Source organism: Blautia sp. OM06-15AC (assembly GCF_003481425.1).
Classification (GTDB): Bacteria; Bacillota; Clostridia; order Lachnospirales; family Lachnospiraceae; genus Fusicatenibacter; species Fusicatenibacter saccharivorans.
In genome coordinates this window covers 163,512-185,160 of sequence record NZ_QULD01000007.1, presented here as the reverse complement: position 1 = coordinate 185,160, position 21,649 = coordinate 163,512, and the positions used below count along the sequence as shown (strand labels likewise).

General features: G+C 50.7%; 13 protein-coding genes and 1 pseudogene. 1 reads left to right on the top strand and 13 read right to left on the bottom strand.

What is annotated here, in order from left to right:
- Nucleotides 1-2: 2 nt before the first annotated feature.
- The 4 genes from DXB83_RS10910 to ispG all read right to left on the bottom strand — a co-directional run bounded on the left by DXB83_RS10910 (nt 3) and on the right by ispG (nt 10,574).
- Nucleotides 3-1,250 carry a DUF5716 family protein gene (locus tag DXB83_RS10910; protein WP_118666559.1) on the bottom strand — a complete coding sequence of 416 codons (1,248 nt, stop codon included), beginning with the start codon at nt 1,248-1,250 and terminating at the stop codon, nt 3-5.
- Nucleotides 1,232-4,807 (bottom strand): DUF5717 family protein, encoded by a 3,576-nt coding sequence (locus tag DXB83_RS10905; protein WP_147399377.1) that lies wholly within the window; start codon nt 4,805-4,807, stop codon nt 1,232-1,234. The genes DXB83_RS10910 and DXB83_RS10905 overlap by 19 nt, the downstream gene beginning before the upstream one ends.
- A gap of 101 nt (nt 4,808-4,908) precedes the next feature.
- Complete coding sequence (locus DXB83_RS10900; protein WP_117509873.1) at nt 4,909-9,498, bottom strand: PolC-type DNA polymerase III; 4,590 nt, start codon at nt 9,496-9,498, stop codon at nt 4,909-4,911.
- Between the two features lie 20 nt (nt 9,499-9,518).
- Nucleotides 9,519-10,574 carry a flavodoxin-dependent (E)-4-hydroxy-3-methylbut-2-enyl-diphosphate synthase gene (ispG, locus tag DXB83_RS10895; RefSeq protein ID WP_117509872.1) on the bottom strand — a complete coding sequence of 352 codons (1,056 nt, stop codon included), beginning with the start codon at nt 10,572-10,574 and terminating at the stop codon, nt 9,519-9,521.
- Nucleotides 10,575-10,742: 168 nt separating this feature from the next.
- On the opposite strand from ispG, the gene DXB83_RS10890 reads away from it, so the two are divergent.
- Nucleotides 10,743-11,330, top strand: a complete 588-nt coding sequence (locus DXB83_RS10890) for an AAA family ATPase (RefSeq protein WP_117509871.1) — start codon at nt 10,743-10,745, stop codon at nt 11,328-11,330.
- A gap of 81 nt (nt 11,331-11,411) precedes the next feature.
- Here the strand turns inward: DXB83_RS10890 and DXB83_RS10885 are convergent, their stop codons facing one another.
- The 9 genes and pseudogenes from DXB83_RS10885 to DXB83_RS10845 all read right to left on the bottom strand — a co-directional run.
- On the bottom strand, nt 11,412-11,765 hold the full coding sequence (locus tag DXB83_RS10885) for a hypothetical protein (protein WP_022462665.1): 354 nt from the start codon (nt 11,763-11,765) through the stop codon (nt 11,412-11,414).
- 3 nt (nt 11,766-11,768) lie between these two features.
- On the bottom strand, nt 11,769-12,770 hold the full coding sequence (locus tag DXB83_RS10880) for an ABC transporter ATP-binding protein (RefSeq protein WP_022462666.1): 1,002 nt from the start codon (nt 12,768-12,770) through the stop codon (nt 11,769-11,771).
- Nucleotides 12,770-13,801 (bottom strand): ABC transporter ATP-binding protein, encoded by a 1,032-nt coding sequence (locus DXB83_RS10875; protein WP_022462667.1) that lies wholly within the window; start codon nt 13,799-13,801, stop codon nt 12,770-12,772. The genes DXB83_RS10880 and DXB83_RS10875 overlap by 1 nt, the downstream gene beginning before the upstream one ends.
- Before the next feature lie 18 nt (nt 13,802-13,819).
- Nucleotides 13,820-14,737: an ABC transporter permease gene (locus DXB83_RS10870; protein ID WP_022462668.1), complete on the bottom strand. Its 918-nt coding sequence runs from the start codon at nt 14,735-14,737 to the stop codon at nt 13,820-13,822.
- 10 nt (nt 14,738-14,747) lie between these two features.
- A complete protein-coding gene (locus DXB83_RS10865; RefSeq protein ID WP_117509869.1) occupies nt 14,748-15,704 on the bottom strand; it encodes an ABC transporter permease in 957 nt (318 codons plus the stop codon).
- A gap of 115 nt (nt 15,705-15,819) precedes the next feature.
- Nucleotides 15,820-17,571, bottom strand: a complete 1,752-nt coding sequence (locus tag DXB83_RS10860) for a peptide ABC transporter substrate-binding protein (RefSeq protein WP_118640485.1) — start codon at nt 17,569-17,571, stop codon at nt 15,820-15,822.
- 358 nt (nt 17,572-17,929) lie between these two features.
- Nucleotides 17,930-18,721 (bottom strand): shikimate kinase, encoded by a 792-nt coding sequence (locus DXB83_RS10855; RefSeq protein WP_117761637.1) that lies wholly within the window; start codon nt 18,719-18,721, stop codon nt 17,930-17,932.
- A 253-nt stretch (nt 18,722-18,974) separates the two neighbouring features.
- Nucleotides 18,975-21,053 carry a diguanylate cyclase gene (locus DXB83_RS10850; RefSeq protein ID WP_330426816.1) on the bottom strand — a complete coding sequence of 693 codons (2,079 nt, stop codon included), beginning with the start codon at nt 21,051-21,053 and terminating at the stop codon, nt 18,975-18,977.
- Between the two features lie 191 nt (nt 21,054-21,244).
- Nucleotides 21,245-21,496: pseudogene (locus tag DXB83_RS10845) on the bottom strand (TIM-barrel domain-containing protein); the annotation flags it as partial.
- Nucleotides 21,497-21,649: the final 153 nt, after the last annotated feature.

Here is a 21,649-nt window from a genome sequence, read left to right as displayed (position 1 = left end):
GTTTACACCTCCCCCATCGTCTCGTGCCAGGTTTTGTGGCTTGCCGGGAACATATCGCCAAAACCCAAATCCTCTGCGGTGATCTGACACGTAACCGGAGAATCATACTCCAGACGCAGCCGGATCCGTGTTGTCTTCGGCGGCCGTTTGGGCAGCCCGTCCAGCTTCATGGTATAGCGGTTTCGTTTTCCGCTTTCCATGGAACTTACAACAAATTCCAGCTCCTCCGTTCCGTCGAGGATCAGCTCACATTCTTTTTCTGCTTCATACCAGTTCACACCGGCTGCAATCAGCGCATAGTATGCCGGAGAACCATTGATCGTCATCTCCATGCCGATGTTGTAGCGCACGAGGTCATTTCCGAGGAAGAGATAGCCCTTTAAGCGGCGCTCCTCCACTTTTTCGCGCGCGGAAAAGCAGGCGCCCTGTGCAAACAGGTTCGTTCCGCCGAAGATTCTTCTCTGGTTTTTCTTTAACTGACGCAGAGAGTTGTCGGCCCAGGCAAGGTCGAACTCCTCGCTCACCAGAAATACGCTGGAATAAATTTCATTCCCCATCGCTTCTCCCATCAGATGGCAGAAATCGCGGTCGCGCTCCATCGGCTCGATCGAAAGTGCGGCTTTTGGCCCCCGTTTTACGGTCACAGTTGCCGGCTTCGTTTTACGGCTGATGGAAAGTTCAGAAAACGATGCTTCCTCATCTTTCAGGAAAAACAGACCGACTTTACGGCTCCAGAGCTCCGGCTTCTGGTTCAGCACATGGCAGTAAAAGCTCTCGTCATGCTCCTGCAGGTAGGCTCTGCCGCGCGGAAGTCCGATTATCTTGTATGCTTCACGCACATTTTCCACAAATGGACGGGTCAGATGGCCCGTGGTGATCATCATCGCCTGGATCTGCTGGTCCGGGCGCTCGATGCCGATCATCTTCAGTGCTTCGCGAAGGAACGTGCCAAGGACTTCTCCCGGCGTGTAATCCCGGTTTTCGATCTGGCAGATGCGGGATCCCATGCAGATCTCGTACAGATTGTCCAGCCAGATGCCGTTTTCCGCGTGAGCAGATTTTTCTGCATCCGGTCCTGTTTTCCACGTTTCCTCATTCCGTTTTTTGGCAATGGCGGTCGGAAATTCCACCGCCTCTTCTCCTTCTTTTACCGGGATGGAGACGGCCGTATGGGTTCCCCTGTCATAGCAGCAGAACTGGGAATATTTCTCTCCAAAATCAAATCCTAAAATTAAATTTTTCTGTTCCATGTCGTATCCTCCTGCTGCTTCTTTTCATCCACAAGTGCAAAACAGTTCCGAACCAGAGCCTCCTGCTGCAGATACTTTTGGAATGCTTCTTCTGCTTTTTCCGAATCTCCTGCCGCGCGCGCTGCTTTCATCTGATTCAGAAGCTGGTACCGCGTCTTTCCTGCTTTTGGTTCGCCGGTCATGGAGACGGTTTTCACCTCTGTTTTTCCCTCGCCCTGACGGTTCGTAAAGGTCAGGTAATACTCCATTTTCTCGCCGTAGAACAGCAGAAACTCTTTCACAAAAATGCCCTGATACATATTGCGCATCGGTTCGCTCTTCCATGTTTCTTCGGCGTTTGTCCGGTAATGAATCGTCACCTTTGCCTCCGCTCTCTGGCGCTCCTCGATGAACATGCGGTCGCCGATCTGGAAGCCTTCGGTCAGGTGCTCCGGCAGATCCTTGTAGAAGGCAAAGCGGAGTCCCTGTTTCGTAAACGCCAGAAGCAGGGTATGCGCCTCTTTTTCTTCCTCCTCAGAAAGCTGCGGCTTCGTGGAAAGATGTTTCAGCATCGCAAAACGGCAGATCTCGTCCAGCTCCCAGCCCTGTTTCCAGGCGCGGTCCAAGTAGTCAAACATCTGATCCGAAAGCGGTTTTCCGTCCATAAAATAGCCGATCGCAAGATACGTCAGGTATGCCAGAATGACATGCTCTTTTCCGCTCTGGCGGATGTAGCTCTCCAGCATTTCCTGCTCCCACTTCGGGTGGCTGCGCACAAAGACGGACCAGGTCAGAATGCGCTCCTCCAGCTTGTCGCTCTCCATCTGAAAGCCGCGGATTTTATCCCATAAACTGCACATATCCTCAATAGAACCGGTGAAATAATCTCTCAGATAGCACAATACAATTTCATCGTAAATGCCCTGTTTTACCACGTAGGATGCCAGATAGAGAAGCTCCTCGTCCTCTGTAAACTCTTTTTCCAGAATCATCGCATGCGCCAGACGGAAGAGACACGACACCGGGATCTTTTCGTAGCCGTACCGATCCGTCAGGGCAAAGGCGCGGCTGTAACAGCCGTAGCGTACCAGAAGCTCGATCGTAGAAATACGGTCCACCTTTGCGTAAGCGCTGTCCTCCAACTCTGCAACAGCTGCCTCGGTCTCACGCTCATCCGGATGGGCAAGATAGTATTCCAGCAGTTTCTGACGCACTGTTTTCCGGTAAGCACTGGAAAATGCGCTCGTGCGCGCTGCCTGCTGATACCAGGCAAGATTTTCTGCGGTAAGCTGCATCTCCTCTTCCTGCTCCCCGCACAGGTGCAGCAGCAGACCCGGATTTTCAATGGCAAAACCGCCGCAGGCACGGGCAAGCTCTTCATCCGTAAACAATGGCTCTATGCGGCAGGTTTCTGTCACCGCATATCTTCTGCGCTGCTCATCTTCGAGAAGAATCCGCGCTTTTTTGCCGTACAGACGGATATAAGCACCCCGTTCCGTCATCGGATAGGACGTTTCGCCCGCCATCGCCGGATGGCAGACGATCACACGCGTGATTTTCGGATTTTCACACGTTACATGATGGGTAAACAGCACATTTGCGATCGCTTTTGCGCTGTCGGGATCTTCCGGTTTTTTCAGAAAAGTCCGGTACAGTGCGGCGTATTCGCGGTTCATGCGGCCTTTCTGGATCTGTCTTGCCGTGAAAACCTCCATCGCCGGGCGGTAGCTCTGGAATGTATGGCGGTCTTTTTCGCGGTTTTTGATCACGTTGGCGTAGATCAGCGCTTTCTTCTGGCCTGCCAGTGTGTTGCTGTAGGAGAAATACATCCGGATGACCTGCGGAAGGACCTCGTCGAACGACGCATCCATCGTTTCAATATAGTACTCGTACAGGCGCGTGATACGGATGTTCCGCTCCACGGCTTTTGCATACCACGGGAAATATTCCTTCCGCACCGGGCGGCCCTTCATCACCAGTTTGCAGATGGCTTCGAGCACTTCATCGTATGGAAAACGCTCATAGCCCGCAGTCAGAATCTGATAGACATTCTCATCGAACGTTTTCATCGTCTCTGTAAGATAAGCGGCCCGTTTTAACAGTTCCCCGCTTAAAATGCCTTCTTTCTGCGCAAATTTCAGCACCTGAACGGTGAACGGCGAAATCCGGCGGAGCTGTCCCTCCTGGCGGAGATAGAGCTGTGTCGCATCCAGATACAGAAGCGGGCTCTTGCACCCGCACTCATAGCAAAGTTCCATCGCGTAGAGCTGACGGGTCAGCGACTGCTGCCAGGAATCGTCGGCATCAATGGCAAGCTTTAACAGAAAATAGCTTGCACTCTCCTGCCGCATCAGCGTTCCAAGGCGTGATACCAGCCCGGTATGGCCCACTTCCATTTTCAGCTTCCATGCCAGATACAGGTACGCTCCTTTTTTCTCCGCGGTGTCCAGCAGTTCCTGATGCTCTTTTACGTAAGAAAGCGTTTCTCTTGCTTTTCCGGTTTCCTCATGGCTCTCGTACAGCCATGCTTTTCCCAGCGTCACCCACGCCATGTCTCCGCCGGCTTTTTCGAACTGCTCGATGGCCTCCCAGGTGTCCTGATACCAGGTACGGTAGTCGCGTTTATGGACTGCCAGATCGAGATAGCCGCGCGCGATGGCAGTTATCTGACGGTCGCGCTCCGTATTTTTCCTGCTAGTCACATGCTTTTCGCTGTTTGTCACTTCCAGTTCAAAGCGAAGCTCCTGTTTTCCCTGACGCACCGTAATTCTGCCGTAATGGCGGCCGTTTCCGATTTTCTCCTGATGGATAATGTATTCCACACCGTAGACGCTTCCGATGAAATCTTCTGAAGTGACGACTTTCTTTTCCACTTCCAGAAAGTCTCCCTGCACCTCGATTTCCATGCGGACGTAGCCCCAGGTATTTTTATACAGATACAGTGTTTCCTTGCGCGGCTGGTCCACGGTAAGCACAGTTTTCTCCGGCTGTTCCGCCGAAAGCATCACCGGCTCTTTCTGACCGAGGGCAACCAGAAATTCCTCCAGATGCTGAAATGTCACCGGCTTGTGGGACAGTCCCTGATAAAGTGCCATCTGCTCCGGTGCCTCTTTCTGAAGAAGACGTGCAAACTCTTTTTTTACAAAGAAGCGGTACGCTGCGCCGAAATCATGACTTGCCAGATGCACAAAATCTGCCAGGGAATGAATCTCCTGTCCGGAAATGTTCATTGTCTTTCCCGCAATCGAGACGTGTACCCGCACGCAGCGTTCCTCCAGATTGCTGCTGACGGTGATGTTTCCACAGATTTCATCGCCTGCTTTTAATCCGCTGGTATCCACGCCGTACTCAATCGTACTCGCCGTTCCCTGGAACTGATTTTTCGCCAGAACGATTCTCTGATGATCTGTGGTCACAATTCCTTTTACTCTTCTCCCGTCTTCCGCTCCGATATTCAGCTCTCCGCGGAAATTCTGCCCCTCGTCCAGCGTCAGGGCCACCTCCGTCTCGGACAGCAGCAGATGGGGAACCTCATATTCAAATCTGCCGTTCAGCAGTTGTTCCAATCTTCTTCTCAATGTTTTTCACCTTATTTTATCTAAATCGTTTTCGTTCTTTTCCACAACGTCTGATTATACCCCAAGACGCACGGGATTGCAACGGAAAGGGGACGCTCCTTTTAATAGTCGAACAGCGAAAACTGATTGCTTTCGGGCAGATCTCCGAAGACACCGAGGTCCGCCATAAAGTCGATAATCGTCTTGCTGACCTTGGTGCGGTCGCGGAAATCATCTTTCGAGAGGAATTTTCCGTTTCGTGCCGCAAGGACAACGGCGTCGGCCGCCTTGTCGCCCAGACCCTCGATCGAGTCGAGCGCCGGCATCAGATGTTTGTCATCGTAGACCTGGAAGCGGTGCGCCTGTGCCTTATAGAGGTCCACCGGCACGAAATCGAAGCCGCGGGCGTACATTTCCTGGACAATCTTCATATCCTTGACGGTTGCCTGCTCCTTCTGAGTCAGCGTGTCTTTCCGTTTTTCGTAATCTTTCATATAATATTCCAGCCGGTCGCGTCCCATGCACATGAGCTCGTAGGAGAATGCGGACGCACGAATGGAGAAGTACGCCGCATAGTACGCCAGCGGATAGAAAATTTTATAGTAAGCGATGCGGTACGCCATCATGACGTACGCCGCCGCGTGGGCTTTCGGGAACATGTACTTGATCTTTTTACATGACCAGATGTACCAGTCCGGCACATCGTGGGCCTTCATCTCCTCTTCCCACTCCGGTTTTAAGCCCTTTCCTTTTCGCACACTCTCCATGATCGTAAAGGAAAGCTCACTTTCGAGTCCCTTGTCGATCAGGTAGATCATGATATCGTCCCGGGTACAGATGGCGGTGGAAATCGTCGCCTTGCCCTCCTCGATCAGGGTCTGCGCATTGCCGAGCCATACGTCGGTTCCGTGCGACAGACCGGAGATACGGATCAGGTCAGAGAACGACTGCGGCTTCGTGTCCAGAAGCATCTGGATAACGAAATCGGTACCGAACTCCGGCACGCCAAGGCATCCAAGCGGGCAGCCGCCGATGTCCTCCGGCTTGATGCCGAGCGCCTCGGTGCTCTTGAACAGCGACATGACCTCCGGGTTATCGAGCGGAATCGTCTGCGCATCAAGATGCGTGATATCCTCGAGCATACGGATCATGGTCGGATCATCGTGTCCGAGAATGTCGAGCTTTAAGAGGTTGGCATCAATGGAGTGGTAATCGAAATGGGTCGTAATAATGTCGGTTGTCATATCGTTCGCCGGATGCTGCACCGGGGTGAAGGAGTTGATGTCCTCACCGAACGGCAGAACGATGATACCGCCCGGGTGCTGGCCGGTGGTACGGCGGATGCCGGTGCATCCTTCCACGATACGGTCGATCTCGCAGTTCCGTTTGTGCTGGCCGCGCTCTTCGTAATAGTTCTTCACGTAACCGAACGCTGTTTTATCCGCCAGCGTACCGATGGTTCCCGCACGGAACGTCTGACCGGCGCCGAAAATAACCTCTGTGTATTTGTGCGCCTTACTCTGGTAATCACCGGAAAAGTTCAGGTCGATATCCGGCTCTTTGTTTCCCTTGAATCCAAGGAACGTCTCGAACGGAATGTCAAATCCGGCTTTTTTCAGCGGCTTGCCGCAGTTCGGGCAGACGGCGTCCGGCATATCGCATCCGGCACGGCCGACGTACTCTTTGACGCGCGGCGAATCGAACTCGCTGTAATGGCACGACTCGCAGTAGTAATGCGGGCTCAACGGGTTTACCTCCGTGATTCCCGCCATCGTCGCAACGAACGAGGAACCGACGGAACCACGCGATCCTACGAGGTAGCCGTCCTCGTTCGACTTCCACACTAGTTTCTGTGCGATGATGTACATAACGGCATATCCGTTGGAAATAATGGAGTTCAGCTCCCGTTCGAGGCGCGCGGAAACGATCTCCGGCAGCTCCTCGCCGTAGATTTCATGCGCGCGGTCGTAACAGATTCTCCGCAGTGTCTTGTCGGAATCCTCGATGACCGGCGGGAATTTTCCGGCACGGATCGGGGAGATTTTCTCGACAAGGTCGGAGATTTTGCGCGGATTGGTGATGACGACCTCCTCCGCTTTCTCACTTCCGAGATACGAAAACTCTTCAAGCATCTCCTCGGTGGTGCGCAGGAACAGCGGTGCCTGCTCATCCGCGTCGTCAAAACCTTTTCCGGTCATGATGATGCGGCGGTAGATCTCGTCCTGCGGATCCATGAAGTGGACGTCGCACGTTGCCACAACAGGCTTATGGAACTGCTCGCCAAGTTTGACGATGCGCCTGTTGATCTCCTTTAAATCCTCCTCGCTCTCTACGGCAGAAACGTCCTCTTTTTTGATCATGAACGCGTTGTTGCCGATCGGCTGGATTTCCAGATAATCGTAGAAGTCCACGAGACGCGCAATCGCCGCATCCGGTTCACCGCGCAGGATTGCCTGGTAGAGTTCGCCCGCCTCGCAGGCAGATCCGATCATCAGACCGTCCTGGTATTTCAGGTAGACGCTCTTTGGCAGCTTCGGCCGGCGGTTGTAGTATTTCAGGTGGGATTCCGACACGAGGCGGTACAGATTGACACGTCCCGTCTCGTTCTTTGCCAGAATGATCGCATGGTACGATGGAAGCTTGCGCACAGCCTCCTCCGATACTTTTCCCTGCGCATTCAGATCATCCAGAGTCAGAATATTGCGCTCCTCCAGCATTTTTACGAATTTCACGAAAATTTCCGCCGTACAGCCGGCATCGTCCACCGCACGGTGATGGTTTTCCAACGATACGCCGACCGCCTTCGCAACGGTATCCAGCTTGAAACGGTTCAGGCCCGGCAGCAGGAAACGCGCCATGGCGACGGTGTCCGCCGTTGTAAATTCCCGCTCGATCCCCTGCAGGACGCAGTTGTGCTCGATAAAGCTCATATCGAACGAAGCATTGTGGGCAACCATAACGGCTCCCTCACTGAACTCCAGGAATTTCGGCAGCACCGTTTCGATGTCCGGCGCGTCAAGAACCATGTTGTCGTTGATGCCGGTCAGATTCTCAATCCGGAACGGGATCGGGACTTTCGGATTGACGAAGGTGGAAAACTTATCGACAATCGCTCCGTTTTCCACACGGACGGCGCCGATCTCAATGATTTTGTTGACAACCGGGGAAAATCCCGTCGTCTCGATATCGAAAACAACGTAGCTTCCGTGGATGTCCTGTCCTTTGCTGTTGACAACGATATCTTTCAAGTCGTCGACGAGATAAGCCTCCATGCCGTAGATGACCTTGAACGGAGCCGAAACTTTTTTCAGCTCATCTTTTGTCGCATCCGGGTGCTCTGCCTGGTATTTTTTCCGGTAAGCGCCGTCGATCGCCTCGATCGCATGGTTTGCCTCCGGGAAGGACTGCACCACGCCGTGATCGGTGATCGCGATCGCCGGATGGCCCCACTCGTAGGCACGCTGTACCAGACGGGCAGCATCGGTGACACCGTCCATATCGCTCATCTTTGTATGGCAGTGCAGCTCCACACGCTTCACCGGACTCGTATCCTGACGGCCGGTACGGAAATCGGTGATCTTCTTGATGCCCCAGACAGACATAACCGTCAGATCGTGGTCAAATGCATCAACCGTCGTTTTTCCTTTTACTTTAATGAACGCGCCTTTTTTGATCGCATCCTTTAATTCCGGCACTTCCGCGTTCTGGACGAAAATCTTGACGCCGATGGTATCTGTAAAGTCGGTGATCGTGAACATGAAAATCGTACGCTCATTCCGGATTTCGCGCATATCCACACTCTGGACTCTTCCTCGGATGACAACATCACCGATCTCATCGCCGATTTTCAGAATCTCCACGCTCTCATCCTCGAAATCTCTTCCGTACAGCACATCCGGATTGGAGGATTTGCGCGGCTGATTGTCCGCATTCCGGCCGAAACTGCCCTTGCCTTTTTTGAAGGAACCGCGTCCGCCGCCGGAAAAACCTTTTCCCCTTCCGCCGTCTGCTGCTTTTTCTTTTTTCGCCTCGCCGTCCTTGGCTGCTGCGGCTGCTTTTGGCTGTTCGCCTGCTGCTTCCGCCTGCTCTTCCATCCGGTTCTGCTCTTTTTCGCCGAGCATCTCACCGTAATGGGTATGCGCCAGAACGTGGCGCACTTCCTCCCGGATGCGGAGCTCGGAATTTCTCATGGCGCGGCTCTCGCCCTCCGGCTTTCTCATCTCGGTTTCCACGATCAGGTCGAAGCCGCACCGCTCACAGAAGATTTTCTCGAGAATGTGGACCAGCTCCTCCTCGCGCTCCTTTGCCACAACGGAATCCACGAGCACCAGGTGCATTTTGTTCGTCTCCGGGAAGGTAATCTCGGCAGTCGAAAACAGATGATTCAGAAAGACACTGTGGTTTTTCAGCTCGAGCAGGATACTCGGACGGTACACCTCCAGAAAGTTTTCCGGCGTATACTGGCGCGACAGATAGAACCGCTCAATAATCTTCACGCGCAGCGGCACGTTGGAAAAGAGCTGCTCCTCGATCTGGCGCTCCAGCTGATAAATATATTTTTTGTGAATCCACTGATGGCTGACCACATAGATCCGCAGCAGATCTTTTTTCTTATTGATCGATACCCGCGAAACCTCCACGGTATCGAGAAGCTCTGCCATGCCCCCTTCGATTCTCAAATCCGGAAATACTTCCTGAAACTGTTTTTCCATTCCTATTCCTGCTTTCTTTTCTACTTGCCCCAGTGATCCAGCTCGTCCTTTAAGACGGACAGCAGCTCGCTCTCCGGTACTTTTTTCACGATTTCACCTTTTTTAATTAAAATGCCGACGCCTTTTCCGCCTGCAACACCAAGATCCGCCTCTTTTGCCTCGCCCGGTCCGTTGACCACGCAGCCCATGACGGCAACCTTGATATCAAGATCGTAGCCCTGCACCAGTGTTTCCACCTGGTTTGCCAGTCCGATCAGATCAATCTGGGTCCGTCCGCAGGTCGGACACGATACGACCTCAATGCCGCCTTTTCGAAGTCCCAGGGTCTTTAAGATCCGTTTTGCGGATTTGATTTCCTCGAGCGGATCGCCGGTCAGGGAAACACGGATCGTATCTCCGATGCCCTGATATAAAATAATACCGAGCCCCACTGCCGATTTGATGTTGCCGGAATACAGCGTTCCTGCCTCCGTAATGCCGACATGAAGCGGATGATCCGTCTGGTTCGTGATCAGCTCATGCGCTTTTGCACACATCATCACATCAGACGATTTGATACTGATGACGAGATTGTCATAGCCCATCTCCTCGATGATCCGCACTTTGTCGAGCGCGCTCTCCACCAGGCCCTCTGCCGTTACGCCGTTGTATTTTTCCACCAGCTCTTTTTCGAGTGAACCGCTGTTGACGCCGACGCGGATCGGAATCTGGCGTTCTTTTGCTGCATCTACAACCGCCTGGATCCGGTCGCGGCTGCCGATGTTGCCCGGGTTGATGCGGATTTTATCGGCTCCGTTTTCGATCGCGGCGATCGCCAATCGATAGTCAAAATGAATATCTGCTACAAGCGGAATCGAGATCTGCTTTTTGATCTCGGACAGCGCCCTGGCTGCCTCCATGGTCGGGACGGCGCATCGGATAATGTCACATCCGGCTTCCGTGAGCGCCTGGATCTGCTTTACGGTTGCCTCCACATCTTCTGTTTTGGTATTCGTCATGGACTGGATCAGAATCGGATTTCCGCCTCCGATGACCCGGTCGCCGATTTTCACAACTCGTGTATTTGCTCTGCTCATTGTCTTTCCTCCATTTATTTTCTCCGTGATGGCATAAAAATCTTATTTTATTATAAGACAATTTTTTCTCTGGCACAACCGTCTTTTCTCTTGCAATTTTTTCCCAAATTTTCTATAATGCTAGGAGTGATTTTTTTTGATTCAACTGGAAAGGAAGACATACAAACGATGAAAAAGATGATCCTCGTAACCTCGCCGCCGGCGTGCGGAAAGACATACATTTCAAAACAGCTCGCCAAGGAGCTGAAACACGTTGTTTATCTCGACAAGGACACGGTCATTCCGCTGTCGAACCGCGTTTTCAAAGCGGGCGGACAGGAAATCAACCGCAGTTCTGATTTCTTCGAGGAGAATATCCGCGATTATGAATATGAAGTAACGGTCAATTTCGGACTGGAAGCACTCGAGTATGACGATATTGTGCTGATCAACGCACCATTCACACGCGAAGTGCATGATGAGAAGTTCCTGAAAGACTTCTCCAAAAAGCTCGCTGACCATGGGGCAAAGCTTGTTGTGATCTGGGTTGTCACAAAACCGGAGATCTGCCACCAGCGCATGATCGACCGCAACTCCGTGCGCGATACGTGGAAGCTGGAGCACTGGGATGAATATGTGAAAACGATCGACTACTCCATCCCGGAAGCACTGAAGAAAATGAGCAGCTGCCTCGATCTGATGCTGTTCTACAATTCTTCGGATGAAGAATATCAGAAATCCATGGAGATGGTTATCTCCCGTCTCGAAGACGAATAACGACTAAACGAAAAAAGAGAATTTTGCCGGACCTCATTTTTACAGTCTGCAAAATTCTCTTTTTATTTATAGAAACTATTTTCACATCCGATACAAAAGATAATCCGCCGCTGCCGCCCACAGCACCCAGGAAACGCAGAGAACTGCGAACACACTCTTATATCCGAGTACGGCAAAGTGGACGCGCCATTTTTCCTTCTGCGTGAATTTCTCCGGGTTTTTGCCTTTTACCATCAGCATTCCGGCGATCACGAACATGCCGAGGGCCGCGATCAGCAGCAAGCCGTCTTTCGCCGCCTCAAGGGCAGCGCGGAACGTGAATCCCCCAAAGAGGAATCCTCCCAGCAGCAGCACAGCTGCCGCAGCGCCGCCGGAGAGCAGGCCGATTGTAAATGCTCTGCCGAGATCACAGCAGATGTTCTTTATCTTTTCCATGTTTTACAATTCCTTATTTTCTTCTAACGCATCACAGAAATGACATGCCACAAAGTGATTGTTGCCCACGTCTTTTAATTCCGGCATCTGCTGTCGGCAGATGTCTTTTGCGTACTTGCATCTTCCCTGGAATTTGCAGCCCGGCTTCGTGTTGATCGGGCTCGGCACCTCGCCTTCGAGGCGGATTTTTTTGCGGTCGCGCTCTGCCTCTACTTTCGGGTCCGGAATCGGAATCGCGGAGAGCAGTGCCTGTGTGTACGGGTGGCGCGGGTTGGCGTACAGCTCCTCGGATGTCGTCAGCTCGACGAGCGTTCCCAGATACAGAACCGCCACACGGTCGGAAATATGTTTGACCATCGACAGATCATGGGCAACGAAAAGATAGGTCAGTCCCATCTTTTTCTGCAGATCCACAAGAAGATTGACGATCTGTGCCTGGATCGAAACATCGAGTGCGGAGATCGGCTCATCGAGAACGATGAACTCCGGCTGCACGGCAAGCGCACGCGCAATACCGATTCGCTGGCGCTGTCCGCCGGAAAACTCGTGCACAAAACGGTTCGCATGCTCGCGGTTCAGTCCGACCAGTTCCAGATATTTGTAGATCATCTCCTGGCGCTCTTTCTTATTCTTTGCCAGATGGTGAATGTCGATGCCCTCGCCGATGATGTCGGCAACGGTCATACGTGGGTCGAGTGATCCATACGGATCCTGAAAGACCATCTGTACCTGTTTTTTGAAGGCAAACCGCTCTTTTCCGTTTAACGCATGGACATCGGTTCCCTTGTAGAGCACCTGTCCGTCGGTCTTGTCATACAGGCCGATGCAGGTACGGCCGCACGTTGTCTTTCCACATCCGGACTCGCCAACCATTCCAAGTGTCTCACCCTTGTAAATTTCGAAGGAGACATCATCCACGGCCTTTAAGGTCGCATGGTTTCCGACCTGAAAATATTTTTTCAGATGGGAAACGGAAAAAAGCACTTCTTTTTCGTTATTTTCCATTACAGTTCTCCTCCTTCCAGATTTGGCATTTCTACTTTTGGTGCCATCGGGTGATGGAGCCAGCAGGCAGCTTTATGCTCGCCGCCGAATTCCGTTGCCTCCGGCATCTCTTCCTTACAGATCGGCATACAATAGCTGCACCGCGTGCAGAACGGACATCCGACCGGCGGGTTTAAAAGATCCGGCGGAGTTCCCGGAATTGTCGCGAGTTCCTGCTTGTTTTTCAGATCCAGACGCGGTACGGAACGGATCAGCGCCCAGGTATACGGGTGACGCGGACGATAGAAAATATCCTCACACGTTCCGCTTTCCACGATAATACCGGAATACATGACAGCAATCTTCTGTGCGATATTCGCCACAACACCAAGATCATGTGTGATCATGATAACGGACGTCTGGTTTTTCTTCTGCAGATTCTTGATAATATCGAGAATCTGTCCCTGAATTGTCACATCGAGTGCGGTCGTCGGCTCGTCACAGATCAGAATTTTCGGATCACAGGCAAATGCAATCGCGATCATAACACGCTGACGCATACCGCCGGAAAATTCGTGCGGATACTGTCTGACACGTTTTTCCGGCTCCGGGATGCCGACCATGCGCAGCATCTCGACAGCCTCCTTTGCCGCTTCCTGTTTTGTCATGTTTTTGTGGCCCATCAGATTTTCCATAATCTGTTTTCCGACACGCATCGTCGGATTTAAGGAAGCCAGCGCATCCTGGAAAATGATTGCACACTCGCCGCCTTTGTAATGCTGCCACTGTTTTTTGTTGTATTTCAGAATATTCTCTCCATGATAGAGAATTTCACTGTTCTCTTTAATCTCACCCTGCGGGGCCTTGATGAGGCCCATGATGGATTTCGCCGTTACAGATTTTCCGCAGCCGGATTCGCCCACAATTGCGAGCGCCTGACCTTTCTCGAGAGAAAACTGTACACCGCGGACTGCCTTTACTTCACCGGCATAGGTGTGATAAGAGACTCTTAAGTTTTTTACTTCCAGAATCGGATTGTTTTGTTCGTTCATATCGTTATCTCCCACTTATTACTGGCGAAGTCTCGGATCCAGGGCATCGCGCAGGCCGTCTCCCAGAAGGTTGAATGCCATAACGATGATACAGAGCACGAGACATGGGAACAGAAGCTGTGACGGATAGAAATCCATGTTCTGCTGTCCCATCGAAATCAGGACACCAAGGCTGATTGATGGTGCCTTGAGGCCGATGCCGAGGAAGCTAAGACCTGCCTCCGTAAAAATAAACATCGGGATTGCCGTCGCCGTATCCAGAATCAGGATACCCAGCATATTCGGTACATAGTGTTTTAAGATGATGCGGAGCGGTTTTGCACCGAGCACCTCCGCCGCGTAAACGTATTCCGTCTCACGGAGCTGTTTGATCATACCGCGCACCTGACGTGCCGTGTTACACCATGCGGTGACACTAAGCGCGACCAGAAGTGCAAACAGGTTATTTCCAAGAATCATCATGATCAGAATCGTAAGAAGCAGAGACGGAATCGAGTTGATAACCTCGATGATCCGCATCAGAACCTCATCGACCCAGCCGCCGAAATGTGCCATCAGCGCGCCATATACCGTTCCGATGATGAGTTTGATTGCCGTTGCAACGATCGCGATGATCAGTGATGCCCGCGCGCCGACCCAGACTCTTGAGAAGAGGTCACGTCCCAGGTTGTCGGTTCCAAACCAGTATTTTGACGATACGCCCTGGTTTTTCTCGGCGATATTCATGGATACATAATCATATCCTTTGATATGCGGTCCGATGATGACCATGACAAGCAGAATACCGAGCACAACAAGAGATCCCATTGCGATCGGGTTTTTGCGGAGCCGTCTCCAGGCGTCCTGCCAGTAGGAAATGGTCGGGCGGTCAATCCGGTTCGCATCTTCCTCGGTGTATCCTATTACTTTAAATTTTTCCGGTGTTAATGCTGCCATAATATCCTCCTTATCTGCTCTTTCCTGTCAGACTGATTCTCGGGTCAACGACCACGTACAGCAGGTCCGTGATAAAGAGAACACCGATGTAAAGTGCTGCGATAATAACCGTCTCTCCCATGATAATGGAAAGATCCTGGTTATTGACCGCCGTCACATAATACTGTCCGATTCCCGGGATGGAAAAGATGCTCTCGATGAAGAAGGAGCCTGTGATACACATGGCAACCGACATCGGAAGCTGTGTGATAACCGGGATAAACGAGTTCCGAAGGATATGGCGGCGGATAATCTGTCCGCGGCTTAAGCCCTTCGATTCAGCAGTCAGCACGTAATCCTGATTGATCACATCGAGCATCGAGGTTTTCAGCAGACGCGCATACGTTGCGATATAAGAAAAGCATCCTGTCAGGGTCGGAAGAATCGTGTATTCCCATCCTCCGAACCACAGATCCTTTCCCGCAGGCCAGCCGATCGTCGGCAGAACCTTCAGGTTACCTGCGAAAATTTTCTGAAGCATCAGACCAAAGATCAGGTTCGGAATGGAAATCAAGAGGACCGACAGGGCGATCACCATATAGTCCCAGAAGCTTCCCCTCCTCATTGCCGCAAGAATTCCAAGCAGCAGACCGATCGTGATACCGGCCAGCACCTGCTGGATACCAAGGCGGGCGGATACCGGAAGACGGTCATGAATCAGCTTCTGTACCGTCTGTCCCGCATAGACAACAGATTCCCCGAACTCTCCCTTGCAGATTCCCTTCATTGTGATCACATAGCGCTCCATCATCGGCTTGTCGAGGCCGTAGCGCTTATAGAGGTTTTCCTTTACGGTCGGCGAGAGCTTGCTCGCACGCTCCGTCAGCGGATCTCCCGGAACCGCTTCCAGAAGGAAAAACGTGGCCGTTGCAATCAGAAACAGTGTGATCAGCATTTCCGCGAAACGGCGCAGTAAATATTTTGGCATAAAAATCCTCTCCCTGTCCGGTCTTTTTCGACCGGAATTTTATTATGATAGCGAAAGAAGAGCCTATTGTTTCATAAGCCCTTCTTCCCTCATTTCTTCTGTTTTGCTGCTTTTTTTATTTCTCTACAGTTGCTCTGTAAAGCTCCTGGCTTGCGCCGAAGGAGGATGTGTAGAAATCTTTTACCCAGTTCTGATAATAGTAATGTTTATCAGAGTAGTACAGCGGTGCAACACCACAATCCTGTGCAACCAGCAGATCTTCCAGCTTCTGGTAAATCTCAAGGCGTTTTGCGTTGTCGTTCTCTCCGGTCAGAGAATCGATCAGGCTGTCGTACTCGCTGTTGCTATAGAGGCCGTAGGAATCATAAACGCCTGTCTTCATGATGTTCAGGAAATCCAGCGGATCGTTGTAATCGCTGAACCATCCGCCTACAAAGATATCGTAGTTCTTGTTATCGCGCTCGTTTGCAAACATCTGGTAATCGCCAACGGTATTCAGCTCTACCTTTACGCCCAGATTCTGGGAAATGGACTGCTGCAGGTACTCTCTCTCGAGCTGATTCTCGGTAGCAGAACCCTGGGACAGCAGTGTAATGGTGATGTCTTCCGGTTTATCGGTGATACCAAGCTCATCAAGGCCTTTCTGGAACAGTGCTTTTAACTTGTCTGCATCTCCTGCATACTGCTCATATTCCTTTTTCATCGTCTCCGACGCCTGCTTGCGGTAGGAAGTTCCGTCGAGCGTGATCGCCGGGGAAACGAAGCCGTAAGCTGCGGTGTATCTTCCGTAAACAGCTGATACCATCTCCTCACGGTTGATGGAGTAGGAAATTGCCTTGCGGATGTTTACGTTTTTCATCAGACCGGATTTTCCGCCCTCAGACTGCTCGTAGCACAAAACCATAGTTCCCGGGTACTCGGTGGTCATGGTCTGCATATTGCCTGCTTCTACTTCTTTGTCATATTTTGCAATGTAATCGCCTGCTGCATCGAAAACGTCCAGCTGTCCGTTATCGAACATGGTTGCTGCTGTTGCGTTCTCTGCTACACAGTACCAGTTTACCTGATTCAGTTTTACGTTGTCCTTATCCCAGTACTGGTCATTCTTTACCCATGTCATGGAGTTATCTTCTACCAGGTTGGTCATGGCAAACGGTCCGTTGTAGACACACTTTGTCCAGTCTTTTCCCCACTGGTCTCCGGCTGCCTCTGCGACATCCTGACGGGTCGGGTAAAGCGGAGTTGCTACCAGCTTGGACTGGAAGGTCGGATCCGCTACCTTTAAGGTAACCTCGAAGGTGTAATCGTCAACTGCTTTGATTCCGATCTCATCGGCAGAACCCTGTCCGTTATAATACTCCTCTGCTCCTACTACGTTAAACAGGAAGAAAGAATAGGAATATCCGTATTCCGGATTTAACAGACGTTTCCAGCCGTACTCATAATCTGCTGCGGTAACCGGCTGTCCGTCGGACCATTTTGCATCCTTTCTCAGATGGAAGGTATAAACCAGTCCGTCGTCGGATACGTCCATGGATTCTGCACCGGCGTACTCGAAACGGTCTCCGTTCTCATCTGCTACGTCACGCATCAGTCCTTCGTAGCACTCTGCCATCATCCAGCGCCATCCCATATCCTGTACATCGAAGTTGTTTCCAAAGGATACCGCGCGAAGATTGATCTGTCCGTCCACTTCACCTGCAGTCTCCGGTGCTGCAGAATCCGCTGCTCCAGTACTGGTTGATGCCGCTGTAGCATTGTCAGCAGTTGCTACCTGTGCCTCTCCGCTGCTTCCGCATCCGGCCAGAAGACCGGCTGCCATGCATCCTGCCAAAAGCAGAGAAACGACTTTGTTTCTTTTTCTCATTGGTGTTCCTCCTTTGTTTTCCGCAGACCCTCCCCGGCTGATCCGGCTATGTCTGCACACGGGCCATTGTTTTTCATATAATTATCCTGAATTTTTTCTCTTATTCGGACAATAGCACGAAATAATACCTTGTTTTTTCAATCTTTTCACGTGATTTTAGCCCAACTTTTATCAGAATATCGAAAAATATCTTTTTTGTCAATCTTTTTTCCTACACATTTTGTATTTTTTAAGTGCGCAACAATTCGGTATCAAAAGGAAAAGAAGGAGGCTGCCGTCGCACACAGCATTCTCCTTCTTCTTTTTCTTTCTTTTTCTTGCTTTTTCTTGCTTCTTCTTTTTCTTTGCTTTTTCTCTTTTATTCCGCTTTTGCATCCATCTGCCGCAGGCTGTGGATCAGCTCCTCACAGATCTCCAGCTCGCTCTTTCCGTCCGTCTCGATGATAATGTCGGCTGCGGCCTCATATTTCTCACGGCGCTTGCTCATCAGATCTGCGATAAACGGAACGGTTTTGTTGTTCTCGATCAGCGGTCTGTCGTGGCTGTCTTTGACACGGTCTAAAATCGTCTCCGGCTTTGCAGTCAGAAGAACAACGCGGCCGTTCTTTTTCATCTCCGCAACGTTACACTCACGCATCGGAGTTCCGCCGCCGCACGAAATGACAACGTTTGTTCTCGACTGCATTTCAATCAGAAGATTCGTCTCGCAGTCACGGAAATACTGTTCGCCGTAAGTCTCAAAAATATCGGAGATGCTCATACCGGCACGCTCTGCGATGATCTGATCCATCTCGATGATATCCATGGCAAACACGGTTTTGAGATAATCGGAAATGGTGCTCTTTCCGGCTCCCATGAAGCCAATCAGTACAATATTATAATTGAACAGCTTTCTTGCCTGAATCTTTTTACTGTTTCTTGTGATGCTCTCGAAAACATCCGCAACTTCGTTTTTATGGCGTTTTTCCTGCATCCGGCGTTCCAGCCATTCCTTCTGTTTTGCTTCCTGCTCCGGCTGGAGAATCGGCACGTTATTTGCTTCTTTATATACCATAATGTCCTCGACAATACGGTTTCTCATAAGCAGTGCATCCAGAATAATCTCATCGCACTGTCCAAGACTCTCTCGTAATACTTCCAACTGATTCATGATATTTATCCTTTCCAGACTTGTGTGTACTTGTTCGCACAGCCCTCTTCCGGTATTTTTGTCGTATTTTTTGACATTTTCTGTTATTATAGCAGTTGTCCTCCGGAATCACAACAAAAATTTGCACAAAAGTGCGAAAAGCCCATGGAATCTTTTCAGGAATCCATGGGTTTTGGTATATTTTTATTTAAAATCGTCTTTCGAATCCGCATGATACCTGTTCTCCCAGGCATCTTCTGTGGATAACTTCTCATCAGAGTTCAGAAAACTCAGCTCTGCCCCCCCCCGATTTCAGATTCTTTTTCAGCTTTTCAATCTGAATCGAAGTCTGTTTTTCTTCGGATATGGTGTTCAGCTCCTCGCAGATGGCATCTTTGATATCGAGCAGACACTCGAGCATCAGCGGGCTGAAGGCACCGCACTCGCCGTTCAGGATCATCTCGATGGCTTTCTCGTGCGTGTATGCCGATTTGTAGACACGCTCGCTTGTCAGCGCATCGTAAACATCGGCAATCGATACAACCTGGGCTGCAATCGGGATCTCCTCACCTTTTAAGCCGTCCGGGTAACCCTTTCCGTCGTACCGCTCATGATGCCAGCGACAGATCTGGTACGCAATCTGTACCAGCTTCTCGTCCTGATACAGTTCCAGGCTCTTCAGCATGGACGCTCCGATCAGGGTATGTTTCTTCATCTCCTCGAACTCTTCTTTCGTCAGCCTTCCCGGCTTATTTAAAATGTTCTCGTCAATGCCCATCTTTCCGATATCGTGCAGCGCGGATGCCGTTGTGATCATCAGCTGATCGGACCAGCTTAAGTGGTAGCGGTCTGTCTTCTGTACCAGACGCTCGAGGAGCATACTGGTCAGAACGTTGATGTGGTGGACATGAAGTCCGCTCTCGCCATTCCGGAATTCCATGATATGGCTCAGGATACTGATCATCATCTGATTGTTTTTCTCTTTTTCGTAAATCTGCTCGGTGACGAGCGTCACGAGACGGCGCTGTTTTGCATATAATTTGATCGTGTTGAAGACACGCTGGTAAACAACTTTTGCATCAAACGGACGACTGATATAATCGGATACGCCCTGCTCATACGCACGGCGCACAAATGTGGTGGAATCCTCGCTCGATATCATGATGACCGGAACCTCTTCGATCCAGTGGTTGCGGTTCATGTAGTCAAGCACTCCGAAACCGTCCATGCCCGGCATGACGATATCCAGAAGGATCAGCGCAAGGCCTGTTCCGTATTCTTCCAGCAGACGCAGGCACTCTTCGCCGGTGGAAGCCTCGATGATATCGTATTCATCCTGCAGAATCTCCGAGAGGATGATACGGTTCATCTCGGAATCATCCACGATCAGGATGCGCTGTTTTTCTCTGCGGTTTTCCTGACGGACAACATCGTCCTGACAACCCAGGATCTGGTCTTTCTCGGTGACAACCATGTTTTTCCGTTGTTTCGCAAGATACATCAGCTGGTCGGCACGCATCGCAGCTTCGCCGATCGTCTCATCTCTTGTCAGAACACCTCCTACGCTGACGGAAAGACGCATCTTCGAGTAGCCTGGCACCTGTGCCTCATGGATCTGTGACTGAATCTGTTTTAATTTCTGTACAAAGTTTTCCTCATCCATCTCCGGCAGAACCAGCAGAAATTCGTCTCCTCCTAAGCGGATCAGACGGTCGGTACGTCGGGTGCAGCGGTTGACGGTCTTTACAATGGTGTCAAGCGCCATATCTCCGGCATTGTGGCCGTATGTATCGTTGTATAATTTGAAATCATCGAGATCGATCATGGCTACGCCGCAGCAAAAGCTGGCGTCCCGGATCTGGTCTTCGAAGTAGCGGCGGTTGAATACTCCGGTCAGCGCGTCACGATACAGCTCTTCGCTGTAGCTGTTCAGCTTGCTTACCAGATTCTGGCGTCCTTCGGAGTCCATCAGTGTTTCATCGTCGAGACGGTTGATCATCTCGATCACGCATGGTTCTCCTTCGATCTCCACGTATCTTGCAATGACCTGATACACATTCGACGCAATGCATTCCAGTTTTGATTTCTGCGATTTCTCCCGCAGGGCTTTTTCGGAAATACAGTTAAGGCACGGCATCGCTTTGTTCCATACTGTACAGCATTCACACAGCTTGCCATTCTCTTCATCGATAATAAAATCTCCGATCTCATCCGGACGGAGAACCCGCACATACATGAAAATATTCTTCAGATGTTCCACCAGACTGTCTGCCTGTTCCTGTGTCATCTGAACATCCTTAGAAGGCTCTTTCTTACTTATTTTTTCACATTCCGGCAATTCGGTCTGATTCATCTGTTTCCCTCTCTTCTCCCCGGTACACACAAAACTTCATTACCCCTTTGTGTGCTTCCGCGTTTTGCTACATTTTCCCATTTTAATTACAGTTATACATAATAGTGTAACGATTGTTTCCCGTTTCGTCAAGAAAAAAGTGTACAAAAACCGTCCTGTAATGGAAATTTATTCAAAAAAACCGACCGGTTTTACGCGGTCGGTTTTTTCTTCTTATCATAGAAGACACGGCTGTATAACTGCGGATAGATGTTGCTGCAGGAGAGCGCCGGTCCTTCAATATAGCGGTAATGATCGAAATCGTAAACACCGTAATCCGGCTCGGAGTTATCCAGCCAGAAAGCATTGATGCCGTAATCGTAGTAGTTCTTCTTGCATACGTTCCAGACATATTTTCTTGTCTCCGGATTGAACACGTCGATCTCAACGCAGTCACCCTGGAAATCGTATGTCTGCTTTTTCGCGCAGACTGTCCCTGTATGTTTTTCATTTTATTAGATTTTTTGTCTGTTTCTTGAAGTTTTTATCCGATTTCTAACACTATTTTGATCTTTTTACCAAATTTGCGGAATGGGCTTTATTTTTAACTGCACAAA

Excerpts from the sequence above, each read along its gene's own strand:
- DXB83_RS10880 (WP_022462666.1), bottom strand. The coding sequence starts at position 12,770 with ATGGAAAATAACGAAAAAGAAGTGCTTTTTTCCGTTTCCCATCTGAAA.
- DXB83_RS10900 (WP_117509873.1), bottom strand. The coding sequence starts at position 9,498 with ATGGAAAAACAGTTTCAGGAAGTATTTCCGGATTTGAGAATCGAAGGG.
- DXB83_RS10865 (WP_117509869.1), bottom strand. The coding sequence starts at position 15,704 with ATGCCAAAATATTTACTGCGCCGTTTCGCGGAAATGCTGATCACACTG.
- DXB83_RS10875 (WP_022462667.1), bottom strand. The coding sequence starts at position 13,801 with ATGAACGAACAAAACAATCCGATTCTGGAAGTAAAAAACTTAAGAGTC.
- ispG (WP_117509872.1), bottom strand. The coding sequence starts at position 10,574 with ATGAGCAGAGCAAATACACGAGTTGTGAAAATCGGCGACCGGGTCATC.
- DXB83_RS10910 (WP_118666559.1), bottom strand. The coding sequence starts at position 1,250 with ATGGAACAGAAAAATTTAATTTTAGGATTTGATTTTGGAGAGAAATAT.
- DXB83_RS10885 (WP_022462665.1), bottom strand. The coding sequence starts at position 11,765 with ATGGAAAAGATAAAGAACATCTGCTGTGATCTCGGCAGAGCATTTACA.
- DXB83_RS10890 (WP_117509871.1), top strand. The coding sequence starts at position 10,743 with ATGAAAAAGATGATCCTCGTAACCTCGCCGCCGGCGTGCGGAAAGACA.
- DXB83_RS10860 (WP_118640485.1), bottom strand. The coding sequence starts at position 17,571 with ATGAGAAAAAGAAACAAAGTCGTTTCTCTGCTTTTGGCAGGATGCATG.
- DXB83_RS10855 (WP_117761637.1), bottom strand. The coding sequence starts at position 18,721 with ATGAATCAGTTGGAAGTATTACGAGAGAGTCTTGGACAGTGCGATGAG.
- DXB83_RS10850 (WP_330426816.1), bottom strand. The coding sequence starts at position 21,053 with ATGAATCAGACCGAATTGCCGGAATGTGAAAAAATAAGTAAGAAAGAG.
- DXB83_RS10870 (WP_022462668.1), bottom strand. The coding sequence starts at position 14,737 with ATGGCAGCATTAACACCGGAAAAATTTAAAGTAATAGGATACACCGAG.